The following is a 14,571-nucleotide window of genomic DNA, read 5'->3' on the forward strand; positions in this document are numbered from 1 at the left end:
TCAACAGGCGGAGAGCGGCATAGCAGCCGCGCCGGAGCAATGCCAGCAAAAGTGGACACCGGTTTTGCGTCCGGAATTGCGCCCTCAGAAGTAGATAGGGCCCGTCATCGCTTGAGTGACGCGCCGATGATCGACCGGGCGCGGTCGAGGTCGTGCGGCGTGTCGACGCCGAGCGGCACGTCGTCGACGATGGCCGCGTCGATGCGCATGCCGGCCTCCAGGAGACGGAGCTGTTCGAGCCTCTCGCGCGTCTCCAGCGTCGAGGGCGGCAGGGTGACGAAGCGGGCGAGCGCCGCGCGGCGATAGGCGTAGAGGCCGATGTGGTGGTAAAGCGGCCCGGCGCCGTAGGGCGCCGTGGCGCGCGTGAAATAGAGCGCCCTGAGGCGGCGTTCGGCGATCGGCGAGCCGACCACCTTGACCACGTTGGGATCGACCTTCTCCTCGTCGCGGACGATCTCGGCGGTCAGCGTGGCGACGTCGACGGCAGGGTCGAGAAGCGGATCGAAGCAGGCGCGCACGGCTGATGGCGCGATGGTCGGCAAATCGCCCTGCACGTTGACGACCACCTCGACCCGCCCCTCGGGATCGGCCTTGCAAAGCGCCTCGAAGATGCGGTCCGAACCGCTCGGATGGTCGGGGCGCGTCAGCACCGCCCGGCCACCGGCCGCCTCGATCGCCGCCTCGATGGAAGGATGATCGCAGGCGACGACCACCTCGCCGATGCCGACTTCGACGGCCCGCCGCCAGACGTGGACGATCATCGCCTCGCCGTGGATATCGGCCAGCGGCTTTCCCGGCAGGCGCGTCGATCCGAGGCGCGAAGGAATGATCACCAGGGCGTTCGGCTTGTTTGCGGACACTTGAAATTCTCCCGACCAGCGCTGAAACGGCCCTGATCGGCGCGTTCCCGAGCGGCCGCTTTATAAGGCGTGACGCGACCTGAGGATAGTTTGCAGCAGGGAGCAAAATCCCGTATATGCTGCCGAGTGTGACCAAAAAGCCTCTGGCGAGGTCCACCTTCAGATCGCCAAATGTCACGCGCGCCGGGGCGGGCGCCGCGCGAGTCCAAGGAGCCGGTGTCCCCGATGTCGCTGCAACCCAACAAGATTCTCGGCGCCGTGCTGGCGGTTGCCGTCGTCGCCTTTGCCATCGATTTCGTCTCCGACCAGATCTTCGCCAAGCCGGAACTCGCCGCGCCCGGCTATGTGGTGGACATGGACGCCGCGCCGGCCGTCGCCGCCGCCGAAGCTCCCGCCCCCGCCGCGGTCGAGCCCGACGCCAATGCGCCGGCCGCCGAGGCAAGCCAGCAGGCGAGCACGGCCGCCGAGGCGTCAGCCGCCCCCGCGGCTGCCGCGCCGGCGGCCTCGGACGTGACGCCGATCGCCGACCGTCTCAAGACCGCCGACGCCACGGCCGGCGAAAAGACCAGCAAGGTCTGCACGGCGTGCCACTCCTTCGCCGATACCGGCGCCAACAAGGTTGGCCCCGGCCTCTGGGAAGTGGTGAACCGCAAGCCGGGCACGCACGAAGGCTTCAAATTTTCGCCTGCCATGGTGACCTTCGGCGAGAGCCACACCTGGGACTACGCGACGCTCGACATCTACCTCACCAACCCCAAGACCGAGGTGCCGGGCAACAAGATGGCCTTCGCCGGCGTCAAGAAGCCGGAGGATCGCGCCAACCTGATCGCCTACCTCCGGACGCTGTCGGCTAATCCGGCGCCGCTGCCGTAAGACATTTTCTCACCAAGAAACGGAAAGCGCGGGCGGCCATCAGGCCGCCCGTCGTCTTTTGGCGAAGGCCGGCAGCGGCAGGGCGATGGTGGCAAGGCCGAGAAGGATCAGCCCCATGCCGGCGACGCGCAGCGGCGAGAAGGTTTCGCCGAGCACCAGCCAGGACGACAGCGTGCCGAACAGCGGCACCAGGAGCGAGAAGGGCGCCACCGTCGAGGCCGGGTGGTTCCTCAGGAGAAATCCCCAGAGGCCGAAGCCGACCAGCGTGGCGAGAAGGGCGAGGTAGAGCACCGAGCCGGCGCCGACCAGCCCCATGCCGGTGACGCCGGAAACGATGGCCGGCCAGCCCTCGAAGCCCAGCGACAACGCGAACAGCGGGATCGGCGGCACCAGGCTCAGCCAGACCATCAGGGCCAGCATGTCGACCTTGCCGGCGCCGCGCATCAGCACGTTGCCGATCGCCCAGCTCGCCGCCGAGGCGATGGTGAGGCCGAGACCGATCATCGTGAAGTCGCCGCCCACCGTGCTGGCGATGGTCAGAAGGCCGAGCGCCGCGACGCCGGCGCCGGCGAGCTGGCGCGGCTTCGGCCGCTCGCCGAGGGCAACCGCGGCGAACAGGATGGTCAGGAAGGCCTGGCTCTGCAGCGTCACCGAGGCGAGCCCCGGCGGCATGCCGAGCTTCATGGCCGGAAACAGAAAGGCGAACTGGCCGACGAACAGCGTCATGCCGATGGCGATCATCCGCGTCGGCGGCACGTTCGGCCGGGCGAGAAAGAGGGCCGGCAGCGCGGCGACGACGAAGCGCAGGGCGGCGAGCAGCAGCGGCGGCACCGAGCCCAGGCCGAGGCGGATGACGACGAAGTTGAAGCCCCAGATCGCCGTGACGAGGACGGCGAGGGCGATATGGCGGACGGGCATCGGCGAAAGGCTCCGGCAGGACGGCCGAGCCTAGCGGCGCACCGTGCCTAACGCAAACGGGGAAATCATCACGACAGCGCGACGGCGGCGAGGCGGCCGTCGACGTAATCGCGCAGGATGCCGAGCGCCTCGTCGGGCGAGCGATGTAGCGTCGGCAGCGCCGCGTGCAGCCAGAGACCGTCGATCATCGCCGCAATGCCGCGGGCGAACGCCACCGCGCCGTCGCCGACCAGCGGCCGGAGATCGTGGCGGAGGTTGGCCTCGAGCCGCTTCAGGTAGATGGCGAGCAGACGCGCCGCCGCCTTGTCGTGCACCGACTGCATGTAAAAGGCGAGCCAGGTGGAGATCAGGGCCGGCGAGAACTGGTCGGGGGCGAAGCTCGCCTCGAGAATCGCGTCGACACGGGCGCGCGGATCGCCGGCGACGGCGAGGCGGCGGCGGGCCGCCAGCGCGAACTCGCCGAGCAGGTGCCGCATGGTGGCCGACAGCAATTCGTCCTTCGAGCCGAAATAGTGGTGGGCGAGCGCCGGCGACACGCCGGCCCGCTTTGCGATGTCGCCCATGGTGACGCCGTTCAGCCCGCGCTCATGAATGGCCTCGACGGCCGCGAGGATCAGTTCCCGTTGGCGGATCGGCTGCATGCCGCGTTTCGGCATTCCACCCTCCCTTGCTGCAAGGCACAGCATATTTTTAATTGACTGCTCAATCAATAAAAAATCGGCAGCGTAAATCTGCCTGCCCTGCAACGGACAGGCCGGCGACCTTGCCGACAAATACGCTGCATCGCGCGGAATTCCGCGCCAAACCGGAAGTAGTCCACGGACATTTCCCAAAAAATCATTGGCAAGCGCAGGAAAATGCGTATTCATTTCGCTCCACATGATCATAAAACCTTCATGGGCCGGTCGGGACACCCTCCCCGAAGGCCTCAAGGAGCGCTACCGCCGATGAAATCCGCCTTTGCCGCCTTGCCGATCGCCCTTGCTCTCGCCGGTCCGGCGCTCGCCGCCGACGGCGACGCCTGCACGACGGTGCGCTTCGCCGACGTCGGCTGGACCGATATCGCCGCCACCACCGGCGCCGCCTCGGTGGTGCTCGAAGGGCTCGGCTATCAGCCGGAGGTGCAGCTTCTGGCGCTGCCGGTCACCTTCGCCTCGCTGGCCAACGGCGACATCGACGTCTTCCTCGGCAACTGGATGCCGACCATGGAGGCCGACCTCCGGCCCTACGTCGACAAGGGAACGATCGAGGTGACGGGCGTCAATCTCGAGGGCGCCAAGTACACGCTGGCCGTCCCGAAATACACCTTCGACGCCGGCCTCAAGTCCTTCGCCGACATCGCCAGGTTCAAGACCGAGCTCGACGGCAAGATCTACGGCATCGAGCCGGGCAACGACGGCAACCGGCTGATCCTCGGCATGATCAACGACGGCAAGTTCGACCTCTCCGGCTTCGAGCTGGTGGAAAGCTCCGAGCAGGGCATGCTGGCCGAGGTGAGCCGGGCGGTGAAGGACGAAAAGCCGATCGTCTTCCTCGGCTGGGAACCGCACCCGATGAACGCCCGCTTCGAGATGGCCTATCTCGAAGGCGGCGACGAGGTGTTCGGGCCGAACTTCGGCGGCGCCACCATCTACACCAACACGCGCAAGAATCTGTCGGCCGATTGCCCCAACCTCGGCCGGTTCGTCCGCAATCTGAAATTCACGCTGGCCTTCGAAAACGAGATCATGGGCGACATCCTCGACAACGGCACCGAGGCCAAGGACGCCGCCAAGGCCTGGCTGAAGGCGCACCCCGACACGCTCGCCCCCTGGCTCGACGGCGTGACCACCCGCGACGGCCAGGACGGCCTTGCCGCGGTCAAGGCGGCGCTGGGGCTCTGACGATGACGCGGCGCATGGGAGGCTGAGGCGATCATGGACTTCCTCACGGCCTACAAGATTCCGGTCGGCCCCTGGGCCAAGACGCTGGTCGACTGGCTGACGGCCAACGGCGGCGGCGTCTTCGACGCCATCGCCGCCGTGCTGGGCGGCGCCGTCGGCTGGATCGTGCTGGCGTTGCAGGCGCCGCCGCCGCCGGTGACCGTGGCGCTGATCGCCACGCTGGCCTTCATCCTGAAGCGCTCGATTCCGCTGGCGCTGTTCGTCGCCGCCGCCCTGCTGTTCATCGTCAACCAGGGCTTCTGGAAGGAGACGACGCAGACGCTCGCCCTCGTCGTCGCCTCGTCGGCGGTGTGCATGGGCCTCGGCGTGCCGATCGGCATCCTGGCGGCGCGCCGGCCCTGGGCGATGGCGGCGCTCAGGCCGGTGCTCGACCTGATGCAGACCATCCCCACCTTCGTCTACCTCATTCCGGCGCTGGTGCTGTTCGGCCTGGGCATGGTGCCGGGCCTGATCGCCACGGTGATCTTCGCCCTGCCTGCCTCGATCCGCCTCACCGCCCTCGGCGTCTCCTCGACGCCGAAGCCGCTGATCGAGGCGGCCGACAGCTTCGGCGCCACGCCGCTGCAGCGCCTCGTCAAGGTGGAGCTGCCGCACGCCATGCCGCAGATCCTCGCCGGCCTCACCCAGACCATCATGCTGTCGCTGTCGATGGTGGTGATCGCCGCCATGGTCGGCGCCAACGGTCTCGGCGTGCCGGTGGTCAGGGCGCTCAACACCGTCAACATCGGCATGGGCTTCACCGCCGGTCTCGCCATCGTGCTGATCGCCATCATGCTCGACCGCATGTGCCGGATCCGCGGCTGAGGAGTTTGTCTTGCCGTCCTCCCGCGTTCGCGACGCGCTGCGCTTCGAGCGCGTCGACATCGTCTTCGGCAGGAAGCCGCAGGCCGCCTTCCCGCTGATCGATGCCGGCCTCACGCCGTCGGAGATCGCCGCCGATACCGGCCTGACGGTCGGCGCCATGCAGGCGTCCTTCTCGGTGCGCGAGGGCGAATGCCTGGTGCTGATGGGCCTTTCCGGTTCCGGCAAGTCGACGCTGGTCCGGGCCGTCAACGGCCTCAACCGGATCAGCCGTGGCCGCCTGCTGGTGCGCGACGGGGAGGAAGAGGTCGACGTCGCCCGCTGCGATGCCGCGGCGCTGCGCCGCATCCGCCGCCAGCGCGTCGCCATGGTGTTCCAGCAGTTCGGCCTCCTGCCTTGGCGGACGGTGGCCGACAACGTGGCGCTCGGCCTCGAGCTTTCCGGCATCCCCAAGGCGGAGATCGCCGCCCGCGTCGAAACCGAGCTCAGGCGCGTCCATCTGGCGGACTGGGCCGATCGCCGGGTGCAGGAGCTTTCCGGCGGCATGCAGCAGCGGGTCGGCCTCGCCCGGGCGTTCGCCACCGAGGCGCCGATCCTTCTGATGGACGAGCCCTTCTCGGCGCTCGATCCGCTCATCCGCGACAAGCTGCAGGACGAGCTGATCGGCTTCCGCGCCGAACTCAAGCGCACCATCCTGTTCGTCAGCCACGACCTCGACGAGGCGATGAAGCTCGGCGACCGCATCGCCATCATGGCCGGCGGCCGCGTGGTGCAGGTGGGCACCGCGCAGGAGATCATGCTCGCGCCGGCGACGCCCTATGTCGCCGAATTCGTCGCCCACATGAACCCGCTCAACGTGTTGCGCGCCGCCGACGTGATGACGGCCGCCGTCGATGCGGCGCGCGAGGAGGGTGACGCCGTGGTCGCCCGCTGCACGCCGATCCGCGAGGTGATGGCCGCCTCCGTCGCCACCGGCAGGCCGGTGCTGGTGGAGGACGGCGGCCAAATCGTCGGCGCCATCAGCTCGGAAGCGATCCTGAAGGCCATCCTCAGGAAGTGATCAGCCGGTCTTCGCCGATCCAACGAGGCCGAGATAGTCCCAGATCACCGTGGCGGCGGCGAGCGCCGTGATCTCCGAGACGTCATAGGCGGGCGCCACCTCGACGACGTCCATGCCGACGAAGTCGATGCCCGTCAGGCTTCGCAGGATCGCCTGGCTCTGCCAGGGGAATAGCCCGGCGAATTCCGGCGTGCCGGTGCCAGGCGCAAAGGCCGGGTCGAGACAGTCGACATCATAGCTGAAATAGGCCGGTCCGGCGCCGATCACCTGGCGGATGCGCTCGGTCACGGCGGCCGGCCCCAGCGCGTGGACGTCCTGGGCGGTGAGGATGCCGACGCCCCTGCCGATCGTCCAGTCCCACACGTCGCGCTGCACCGGCGAGCGGATGCCGATCTGGACCATCCGCCGGGGATCGACGAGGCCCTCCTCGATGGCATGATAGAACGGCGAGCCGTGGCCGTAGACCTGACCGAAGTTGTCCGGCCAGGTGTCGACGTGGGCGTCGAAATGAACGAGGCCGAGCGGCGCGCCGAGCTTGCGGCGAAGCGCCCGCAACAGCGGCAGCGTGATGCCGTGCTCGCCGCCGATGGCAATGAGGTGGTTCAGATCCTCGGCCTGCCGTTCGATCACCCGGTAGCTTTCGGCAAGATCGCCGAGGGCGATCGCGAAGTCGCCGATGTCGGCGATGTCGAGCCGGGTCGGATCGATCCAGAAATGCGGATGATCGCCGTCGGTCAGCATGCGGCTCGCCGCGCGCACGGCGGCCGGGCCGGAGCGGGCGCCGGTGCGGTTGGTGACGCCGATATCGAGCGGAATGCCGGCCAGCGCATAGGCGGCGCTGCGATCGAAGCGGGCGAGCCCCATGAAGCTCGGGGCGACGGCAAAGGTCGGGGTACCGGACATGACGCTCCTGAGAGTGCAAAGCCGGCGCCGCTCAGGTCTCGGCGGCGACCGGCAGATGGATGGTCGCAGTCAAGCCGCCGCCGGGCCGGTTGGCAAGCGTCAATTCGCCGCCATGGGCGCGGACGACCGACCGCGCCGTGGCAAGGCCGAGGCCGACGCCGCCGGTTTCCAGGTTGCGCGAGGTCTCGAGCCGGGTGAAGGGGGCGAACACCTCCTCCATCTTGTCCTCGGGAATGCCGGGACCGTCGTCGTCGACGGCGATGACGACGGCCGCCGCCGAGCGTTCCAGCCGGATGCGGGCGCGGACGCCGTAGCGGACGGCGTTCTCCACGAGGTTGCGCAGGGCGCGCCTGAGCGACACCGGCCGCACCGACAGATAGACGTGCTCCGGCCCCTCTACGGTGACGTCGTGGCCGAGGTCGGAAAAATCGGCCGACACCGCCTCGACCAGCGCCACCAGATCGGTGTTGCGCGATTCCTCGGCCGCCGCGTCGTCGCGCGCGAAGGCCAGCGTCGCCTCGGCCATGCGCGTCATCTCGTCGATGGTGTCGACCATCCGCTCGCGCGTCTCGTCGTCGTCGATGAACTCGGCCCGGAGGCGCAGGGAGGTGAGCGGCGTGCGGAGATCGTGGCTGATCGCCGCCACCATGCGCGTCCGGTCGGCGACGAAGCGGCTGACGCGCGCCTGCATGGCGTTGAAGGCGCGATTGGCGCGGACGATCTCCTCCGGGCCACGCTCGGGCAGGTCGGGCACGCCGTCGCCGCGCCCCAGCCGGTCGGAGGCCTGCGCCAGTTCCCTGAGCGGCTTGGTGATGCGCCGCACCGACAGGGCGGTGACCAGCGATATGGCGATCACCGTCAGGAAGGTCGACATCACCACCGGCCAGGCCCAGAGTTGCGGGCGCGGCAGCAGCGTTTCGGAATTGAGCCATGTGCCGTCGGACAGGCGCACCGACAGCGCCAGCGTCGGCGGCAAGGGCTTCATCCGCTGCCGGCCGCCGGGGCCGAAGCCCTTGCCGTGCATCGGCATGTGCGGTTCGCCTTCGTCGCGATCGTTGTCGGCGAACTGGGCGCGCACTTCCCGGTCGGCGCCGAAGATTTCATTGAGCTTGTCGCGCGTCTCTCCGTCGGGCCAGACCGTGGCGGCGCCCTTGACCAGCGGATCCGCCGTCACCGAATAGCTGAGACGATAGGTGCTGAGCGCCGCGAGAACGCGGTCGCGCTGGCCGGCCGGCGTTTCCTCGATCAGATTGGCCAGGGTGGCGATGCGGCCGAGCACCTGCTCGCGCGCCGCCGCGTCGATCGCCGAGCGCCGGCTTTCGGCGAAGAAGGCCAGCGTGACCATCTGGGCGATCAGCACGGCGGCGATCAGCAGCACCGTGAGCTGGCCGGCCAGGCTGCGGGGAAACAGGCGCGGCCTCACTCGGAAATTTCCTCGACGTCGGCGGCGAAGAGGTAGCCGCCGCCCCAGACGGTCTTGATCAGCTCGGGATTCTTCGGGTCGATCTCGATCTTCTTGCGCAGCCGGCTCACCTGGTTGTCGATGGAGCGGTCGAAAATCTGCGGCGTGCGCCCGGACGTGAGGTCCATCAACTGGTCGCGGTTCAGCACCATGTTGGGCCGCTTCAGGAAGGCGGTCAGCAACTGGAACTCGGCCGTCGACAGCGGCAGCGCCACGCCGTCGCCGCCGATCAGCTCGCGGCGGCGGGCGTCGAGCACGAAGCGGTCGAACTTCAGTTGCCGGGCTTCCAGCGGGTCGCGCGGCTTGGGCACCGCCTGCGTCCGCCTCAGCACGGCGCGGATGCGGGCGAGCAGCTCGCGCGGGTTGAACGGCTTGGTGAGGTAGTCGTCGGCGCCGATCTCCAGACCGACCACGCGGTCGGTATCCTCGGCCATGGCGGTGAGCAGGATCACCGGCGTGTCGGAACTCTCGCGCAGGAACCGGCAGAGACTGAGTCCGTCCTCGCCGGGCATCATGATGTCGAGGACCACCAGGTCGACGGCGGCCGCCTTCAGCGCCTTGCGGGCCGCCGCCGCGCTTTCGGACGTGGTGACGCGGAAGCCGTTCTTCAGGAGGTAGCGGCCGATGAGGTCTCGGATTTCACGATGGTCGTCAACCACCAGGATATGCGGCTGTGGCTCGGTCATGACAGATACTCTGGCGTTCCATTTCCCAAGGATAACGATCCGCCGGATCGATGCCAGAGGAAATGGTATCGAGATGTATCAGCCGCCGGTGCAGTTACCGCTCAATACAACCAGGACCTTTCCCGGCAAATTCGCGCGACATTTCATCCCTATGTTGACCTGACCGCCGACGGGAACCCCCATCGAGCCGTGGGCGGAAACGGACAACCAAGGAGAAGCTCCCGTGAAAGCGCTCACACTCGCCACGATTTCCGCCCTTTCCGTGATCACCGTCGGCACGGTCGCCTTCGCCGCCGGTCCCGGCATGGGCCCGATGGGCTTCGGCCCGGCGGGCGGCCCGATGAAGTTCTTCGCCGATGCCGATACCAACAAGGACGGCAAGCTCGACGCCGCCGAGATCGCCGCCTACCGCGACAAGATGTTCGCGGAGGCCAACAGCGACGGCCAGGACGGCGTGACCATCCAGGAATTCGAGCCCTGGTTCTGGAAGCAGCATCGCGAGATGATGGTGCGCGCCTTCCAGCGCCTCGACGCCGATGGCGACGGCCAGATCAGCAAGGCCGAGGCGGACGCCGCCAGCGACCGGCTGCTGAGTCGCTTCGACCGCAACAACGACGGCGTGCTGTCGTCCGACGACCGGCCGCGTCGCGACGGCTGGGGTCGCGACGGCAAGCACGGCCGCCATCACGGACCCGGCATGATGCAGCACCGGATGGGCCAGAACGACGGTCCCGACCAGGGCGGCCCGGCCGACGAGGCGCCGGCCGACGAGGCGCCGGCGCCCGCCCCGGCGCCCTGATCGCCAACCTATACAGCACGAAGGCCGCTCTCCCGGAGGGCGGCCTTCTTCATAGCTGAATAGCTGAGCACGGCCGGATCGCGTTTAGCTGGGCGCGATGATCAGCAGGTCTTCCTTCTTGAAGGAGACGACGGCGGGCATGCCGATCTTCGGCAATTCGAGCGCCGGATCGTTGAAGATGTCGAGCGATACCCGCGCCTCCCTGAGCCGTACCCGCACGCGGATCACCGCGCCGAGGAAGGCCACCTCCTCGACGGTGCCGGTCAGCGTGTTGCGGTCGTCGTCGCCGCCGCCGAGGGTGAGCGCCTCGGGCCTCAGCGCCACCATCGCCTCGTCGGCGATGCCGAAGGCGGAAATGTCGCGCCTGGTCACCACCGGCTGGCCGTCGATCGACACGCGGCCGGCCGCCGGATCGACGACGCGCGCCTCGAACAGGTTGAGCGTGCCGACGAAGCTGGCAACGAAGCGTGTCGCCGGATTGTTGTAGATCTCCGACGGCGTGCCGACCTGATCGGCGTGGCCCTGGTTCATCACCACGATGCGGTCGGAGATGGACAGCGCCTCCTCCTGGTCGTGGGTGACGAAGACGGTGGTGATGCCGAGCTCGCGCTGCAGGGCGCGGATTTCCTCGCGCAGGGAAACGCGGATCTTGGCGTCGAGCGCCGACAGCGGCTCGTCGAGCAGCAGCACCTGCGGCTTGACCGCCAGGGCGCGGGCGAGCGCCACGCGCTGCTGCTGGCCGCCGGAGAGCTGATAGGGGTAGCGGCCGCCGAGATCGGGCAGCTTGATCAGTTCCAGCATCTCGGCGACACGGGCGTCGATCTCGCCCCGCTCCTTGCCGGCGATCTTCAGACCGAAGCCGATGTTGCCGGCCACCGTCAGGTTGGGAAAGAGCGCGTAGGCCTGGAACACCATGCCGACGTTGCGCTTGGCCGGCGGCAGATTGGTCATCTCGCTGCCGCCGACCCGGATCGAGCCCGACGTGGCCTTCTCGAAGCCTGCGATCATCCGGAGGATCGTGGTCTTGCCGCAGCCCGATGGGCCGAGGAAGGAAACGAACTCGCCCTTGTCGATGGACAGGTTGAAGTCGTGAACCACGGTGCTCGGACCGAAGGACTTCCGGAGATGGCTGATTTCGATGAAGGACATCGGGCGTTCCGTGGAGTGGGCGGTTGGGCCGATCAGGGTCGGGCGGCAACGGAGTTGCGGGAGACGACCTGGATGATGCCCATGCAGGCCCAGGTGATCGCGAAGGCCATGACGGCCAGCGCCGCCGGCTCATAGGCGCGATTGGCGCCGATGAGCTGGAGGTAGGGACCGAAGGCCGGCCGGTTGAGCAGGCTGGCGAAGGTGAATTCGCCGATGACGATGGCAAAGGTCAGGAAGGCGCCCGACAGCATCGCCGAACGGATGTTGGGCAGGATGATGCGCCAGATGATGGTGCCCGAGGAGGCGCCGAGGCTTTCGGCCGCTTCGGTCAGCGTCCGGACGTCGATCGAGCGGAGGCCGGTCTCGATCGAGCGGTACATGTAGGGCAGCGCCAGCGTCACGTAGCCGCAGGCGAGCAGGAAGTTGGTGCCGAGCGTGAAGTTGGTGAGCGGCAGGATGCTCGACGAGTTGTAGAGGCGGAGATAGCCGAAGACGATGACGATGGCCGGCACCACCAGCGGCAGCAGCGTCACGAACTCGATGAAAGGCCTGAGCTTCCTGAGCCGCAGCTCGACGAAATAGGCCATCGGCACGATGATCGCCATGCCGAACACGATGGTGACCACCGCGAGGACCACCGAAAAGCCGAGGGACGACTTGAACTGCGTGTCGGCGAGCACCACCCGGTAGGCTTCGAAGCTGTAGACGCCGCGGATTTTCCGGAGGGAGAACTCGAAGGTGGCGGCGAGCGGCACCAGGAAGTAGAGCGTGCCGATCAGGATGGCGAGCCAGTGGCTGAGACGGTTGGTCTTCATTTGAGCCACCTTTCGCTGCGCATGCGGAGCAGGATGTAGCAGAGATTGGACAGGCCGGTGATGACGATCATGCCGAAGGCGATGGCGTAGCCGAGGTTCTGGTCGTGCAGCACGTCGCCGCGGATCTGCGCGTAGAGCAGGATGGTGACGATGTTGAGCGACGAGCCGGTCAGCGCATAGGCGGTGGCGATGGCGCCGAAGGCGTTGGCGAACAGCAGGAGCGTCGCACCGAGAAAGCTCGGCAGCAGCACGGGACCGGCGATATGGCGCCAGTATTGCCAGGTAGAGGCGCCGAGGATGGTCGCCGCCTCGCGCCACTCCTTCTTGATGCCCTCGATGGCCGGCGCGACGATCAGCACCATCAGCGGGATCTGGAAATAGAGATAGGTGAGCGTCAATCCCCAGAAGGACAGGAGATTGAACCCCTGCGCGTAGATGTTGAGGCCGAAGACCGACGACAGGAACAGCGTGACGAGCCCCTGGCGGCCGAGCGTCGCCAGAAAGGCGAAGGCGAGCGGTACGCCGGCGAACTGCGAGGCGACGCCGGAAAAGGTCATGATGGTCGGCCTTATCCAGCGCGGCAGGCCGCCCGACACCGCCGCATAGGCGATGAAGGCGCCGATTGCCGCCCCGAGCACCGCCGAGGCGACCGACACCTTGATGGAAATCCAGTAGGACGACAGGATGGTCGGCGTCCACAGCTTGCCGAGGTTGGCGAGCGTGAAGCTGCCGTCGTTGTCCTGGAAGGCGCCGACCACCAGGAACAGCGTCGGCAAGATCAGGAACAGCACGGCGAAGACCATGAACGGCGTGACGCCGACGACGGCCCAGGGTACGCGCGGGCGGGGAAGACTGGCGGGCGATGCAGTGGAAGCCATGCTGTGTGCCATCCGGATCGGCGATCACGGAAAACCGCCCTCCGGCGCGGGCCGGAGGACGGTCTGTGGACTCGGGGGCGGGCGGCCTTGCGGGCCGCGCCGGCTTACTTGACGTCGGCGCCGACGACGCTGTCCCAATTCTTGGTGATGGTCTCGTTGTAGGCCGCCTGCTCGTCGAGCGTCGGGAAGACGGCGTTGGCGTAACCCTCGGCCGGCGGCAGCTTGTCGAGCAGCTCCTGCGGGATCTTGCCGTTCTTGGCGAGGTCGTTGAAGCGGATCGGATGGCAGTAGCCCTTCAGCCAGCCGAGCTGCCCCTCGTCCGAATAGAGGTATTCCATCCACAGCTTGGCGGCGTTGGGATGCGGCGCATAGGCCGAGATCGCCTGGATGTAGACGCCGGCCAGCACGCCGGTCTTCGGCACGACGACGTCGATCGGCGGGTTGCCGGCCAGCGTGTCGCGCCAGGACAGGAGATTGTAGTCCCAGGCGGCGATGATCGGCGTCGTGCCCTGAGCGAGCGACGCCGACTTGCCGATCACCGGCACGAAGTTGCCCTTGGCGACGACGTCCTTGAAGAAGTCGAGGCCGGCTTCGCCAGCCTTGGCGACGTCGCCACCGGCGGCCGACAGACCGGCCGCGAAGACGGCGGAGATGGCCTGCGACGAGACGCGCGGATCGCCGGCCAGCGCGACGGCGTTGGCGAGTTCCGGCTTCAGGAGATCGGCCCAGTCGGCCGGGCTTTCCTTGACGAGGTCCTTGTTGATGCCGAACGACATCACGCCATAATAGTCGCCGTACCAGTGACCGTCGGCATCCTTGGCGCTGTCGGGGATGGTATCCCAGGTCGACACCTTATAGGGCTGCAGGAGGCCTTCGGCCTTGGCCGACGGGCCGAAGCTGAGGCCGACGTCGATGACGTCGGGCGCCTGGTCGCCGGTGTTGCCCTTGTTCGCCTTGATCGCCTCGATCTCGTCGCCGGAACCGGCGTCCGGATTGAGTTCGTTGACTTCGAGGCCGTACTTGGCCTTGAAGCCCTCGATGACGGCGCCGTAGCCGCACCAGTCATGCGGCAGGGCGATGGTGGTCAGCTTGCCTTCCGCCTTGGCGGCGGCGACCAGCTCGTCGAGCGAGGCGGCGAACGCCGGCGCGGAGGCACACAGGACGGCCTGCGCGGCGATGGTCGACGCGAGAAACAGCTTGAACGACATGACGGTTCCCCTGTTGGCCGGATGCCCCGGCACCCGGATTTCCCACTCTTCGGCAACGGCCAATCCCGCCTTCACGATGAAGGCGAACGGGCCTCGCGCGATTCAGATGGCGCACCGATTCCGGATGCCGCGAGCAGTCGGGAAAGGTTCGCCGTCTCCGCGTTCTTCGTTACCTGAGTTATATGACAGTTTGTTGTGAGCGCCGTCAATTCACCC

At 67.7% G+C, this 14,571-nt stretch carries 15 protein-coding genes; 5 read left to right on the plus strand and 10 right to left on the minus strand.

Going from position 1 to position 14,571, the window contains the following annotated elements:
• Positions 1-104 precede the first annotated feature (104 nt).
• The gene (locus CJ014_RS07730) at positions 105-860 is read right to left on the minus strand and encodes a 3-deoxy-manno-octulosonate cytidylyltransferase (protein WP_100079900.1); all 756 of its coding nucleotides are present in this window, start codon (positions 858-860) and stop codon (positions 105-107) included.
• A gap of 225 nt (positions 861-1,085) precedes the next feature.
• On the opposite strand from CJ014_RS07730, the gene CJ014_RS07735 reads away from it, so the two are divergent.
• Positions 1,086-1,733, plus strand: a complete 648-nt coding sequence (locus CJ014_RS07735) for a c-type cytochrome (protein WP_100079901.1) — start codon at positions 1,086-1,088, stop codon at positions 1,731-1,733.
• Between the two features lie 39 nt (positions 1,734-1,772).
• Here the strand turns inward: CJ014_RS07735 and CJ014_RS07740 are convergent, their stop codons facing one another.
• Both CJ014_RS07740 and betI read right to left on the minus strand, forming a co-directional pair.
• The gene (locus tag CJ014_RS07740; RefSeq protein ID WP_100079902.1) at positions 1,773-2,651 is read right to left on the minus strand and encodes an EamA family transporter; all 879 of its coding nucleotides are present in this window, start codon (positions 2,649-2,651) and stop codon (positions 1,773-1,775) included.
• Positions 2,652-2,719: 68 nt separating this feature from the next.
• The gene (gene betI / locus CJ014_RS07745; protein WP_100079903.1) at positions 2,720-3,307 is read right to left on the minus strand and encodes a transcriptional regulator BetI; all 588 of its coding nucleotides are present in this window, start codon (positions 3,305-3,307) and stop codon (positions 2,720-2,722) included.
• 291 nt (positions 3,308-3,598) lie between these two features.
• On the opposite strand from betI, the gene CJ014_RS07750 reads away from it, so the two are divergent.
• From CJ014_RS07750 to choV, 3 genes are read left to right on the plus strand one after another with little or no spacing between them, the layout of a single operon-like run.
• On the plus strand, positions 3,599-4,534 hold the full coding sequence (locus CJ014_RS07750; protein WP_100079904.1) for a choline ABC transporter substrate-binding protein: 936 nt from the start codon (positions 3,599-3,601) through the stop codon (positions 4,532-4,534).
• A gap of 33 nt (positions 4,535-4,567) precedes the next feature.
• Complete coding sequence (gene choW / locus CJ014_RS07755) at positions 4,568-5,398, plus strand: choline ABC transporter permease subunit (RefSeq protein WP_100079905.1); 831 nt, start codon at positions 4,568-4,570, stop codon at positions 5,396-5,398.
• A gap of 10 nt (positions 5,399-5,408) precedes the next feature.
• Positions 5,409-6,455, plus strand: coding sequence for a choline ABC transporter ATP-binding protein (gene choV, locus CJ014_RS07760; protein WP_245427172.1), 1,047 nt, complete (start codon positions 5,409-5,411; stop codon positions 6,453-6,455).
• Here choV and speB read toward each other — a convergent pair whose 3' ends face one another.
• The 3 genes from speB to CJ014_RS07775 are packed head-to-tail and all read right to left on the minus strand — an operon-like array spanning position 6,456 to position 9,506.
• Entirely contained in the window at positions 6,456-7,358 is a 903-nt protein-coding gene (speB, locus tag CJ014_RS07765) for an agmatinase (protein ID WP_100079906.1), read from the minus strand. It abuts the gene before it with no gap.
• A 31-nt stretch (positions 7,359-7,389) separates the two neighbouring features.
• Entirely contained in the window at positions 7,390-8,781 is a 1,392-nt protein-coding gene (locus CJ014_RS07770) for an ATP-binding protein (RefSeq protein WP_100079907.1), read from the minus strand.
• The gene (locus CJ014_RS07775) at positions 8,778-9,506 is read right to left on the minus strand and encodes a response regulator (RefSeq protein WP_100079908.1); all 729 of its coding nucleotides are present in this window, start codon (positions 9,504-9,506) and stop codon (positions 8,778-8,780) included. Before CJ014_RS07775 ends, CJ014_RS07770 begins: the two co-directional genes overlap by 4 nt.
• A gap of 223 nt (positions 9,507-9,729) precedes the next feature.
• Between CJ014_RS07775 and CJ014_RS07780 the strand changes: the two genes are divergently transcribed.
• Positions 9,730-10,305, plus strand: a complete 576-nt coding sequence (locus CJ014_RS07780) for an EF-hand domain-containing protein (protein ID WP_100079909.1) — start codon at positions 9,730-9,732, stop codon at positions 10,303-10,305.
• An 84-nt stretch (positions 10,306-10,389) separates the two neighbouring features.
• On the opposite strand, the gene CJ014_RS07785 is transcribed toward CJ014_RS07780, so the two are convergent.
• The 4 genes from CJ014_RS07785 to CJ014_RS07800 all read right to left on the minus strand — a co-directional run bounded on the left by CJ014_RS07785 (position 10,390) and on the right by CJ014_RS07800 (position 14,418).
• Positions 10,390-11,454, minus strand: a complete 1,065-nt coding sequence (locus tag CJ014_RS07785; RefSeq protein WP_100079910.1) for an ABC transporter ATP-binding protein — start codon at positions 11,452-11,454, stop codon at positions 10,390-10,392.
• A 32-nt stretch (positions 11,455-11,486) separates the two neighbouring features.
• Positions 11,487-12,269 carry an ABC transporter permease gene (locus tag CJ014_RS07790; RefSeq protein ID WP_100079911.1) on the minus strand — a complete coding sequence of 261 codons (783 nt, stop codon included), beginning with the start codon at positions 12,267-12,269 and terminating at the stop codon, positions 11,487-11,489.
• The gene (locus CJ014_RS07795) at positions 12,266-13,147 is read right to left on the minus strand and encodes an ABC transporter permease (protein ID WP_245427174.1); all 882 of its coding nucleotides are present in this window, start codon (positions 13,145-13,147) and stop codon (positions 12,266-12,268) included. The genes CJ014_RS07790 and CJ014_RS07795 overlap by 4 nt, the downstream gene beginning before the upstream one ends.
• Positions 13,148-13,251: 104 nt before the next feature.
• The gene (locus tag CJ014_RS07800) at positions 13,252-14,418 is read right to left on the minus strand and encodes an ABC transporter substrate-binding protein (RefSeq protein WP_425351898.1); all 1,167 of its coding nucleotides are present in this window, start codon (positions 14,416-14,418) and stop codon (positions 13,252-13,254) included.
• Positions 14,419-14,571 lie beyond the last annotated feature (153 nt).

The organism is Pleomorphomonas carboxyditropha, assembly GCF_002770725.1.
GTDB lineage: Bacteria > Pseudomonadota > Alphaproteobacteria > Rhizobiales > Pleomorphomonadaceae > Pleomorphomonas > Pleomorphomonas carboxyditropha.